The following is a 398-nucleotide window of genomic DNA, read 5'->3' as shown; positions in this document are numbered from 1 at the left end:
CGAACTCACTGGAGTCCGTGATGGAAGCCTCACGCAAGGCCCTCCGCGCGATCCGACCGGCTCCGCCGGAACCGAGGAGCTCGGCACCGTACGGGTTCGGATGATGCGCACCGGTACGGACCCACTGGTACCAGGCGGAGGGACGGACGCGGCGGTCGACGCCACGTCCGCTTCCGGTCCGCTTCCTCCGGTACGGGAACTCACCGCCGGTGAGGTGTTCACCGATCTGGGCACCTCACGGCGCGGCTTGCCGGCGGATCGGGCACGGGCGGGCTTGGAGCGGTACGGGGCCAACGAAATGCCGCGTACGAGGCGCCGCCCCGTGTGGCGGCAGCTGGGGGCGCAGTTCACGGACCTCTTCGCGGTCGTGCTGGTCGTCGCGTCGGGGATCACTTTCC

1 protein-coding gene is annotated in these 398 nt (G+C 70.4%); it reads left to right on the top strand.

The window, feature by feature from the left end; genetic code table 11:
- Positions 1-100: 100 nt before the first annotated feature.
- The coding region (locus RB628_RS41570; RefSeq protein ID WP_318325792.1) for a cation-transporting P-type ATPase at positions 101-398 on the top strand (298 nt) is incomplete at its 3' end.

It is taken from the genome of Streptomyces sp. ADMS, from assembly GCF_033441795.1.
GTDB lineage: Bacteria > Actinomycetota > Actinomycetes > Streptomycetales > Streptomycetaceae > Streptomyces.
The sequence above is the reverse complement of the archived record's forward strand: the minus strand, read 5'-3'. Positions and strand labels throughout refer to the sequence as shown.